General features: G+C 55.2%; 1 protein-coding gene. It reads right to left on the reverse strand.

The genetic code is table 11. From position 1 onward, the window contains the following. Nucleotides 1–98: 98 nt before the first annotated feature. The coding region (locus GVN67_RS30265) for a hypothetical protein (protein ID WP_235035633.1) at nt 99–411 on the reverse strand (313 nt) is incomplete at its 5' end.

Below are 411 nucleotides of genomic sequence, written 5' to 3' on the forward strand. Positions count from 1 at the left end.
GTTTTGCGGGGCCGGTGTCATTTTTGTTGCTTTCCGTGATTTTGGGGCCGGGGTTTGTTTGGGCGGTCGGATTGTTAAAAGGCATGGACTTTTAACAGTCACGACGCCACCAGTCCCTTTTCTCGTTCGGCCGCCCGCTGGCAGCCCTTACAGTCACCAGCCGGCGAGCCATCATGCTGCATGCACCCAGGACCACCGTTCACAACCGGCTCATGCTCACACGAACCAAAGTTCAGGTCCCACGCGTCATTCACCGTTTGCGTGAGGTCACCTTGAATTTGCGAGTCAGCGCTTAAGTCAGAGGTACTTGTGTTGTTAAAGGCTTCTTTTCCGCTCTGCTCTGCTCTGTTCAGCTCTGCTCTGCTCTGTTCAGGGTCACGCGTTGCCTCGCTTGTTACGTCACGCGTGACT

It is taken from the genome of Roseomonas sp. 18066, from assembly GCF_902706185.1.
In the GTDB taxonomy this organism is placed as follows: domain Bacteria; phylum Pseudomonadota; class Alphaproteobacteria; order Acetobacterales; family Acetobacteraceae; genus Pseudoroseomonas.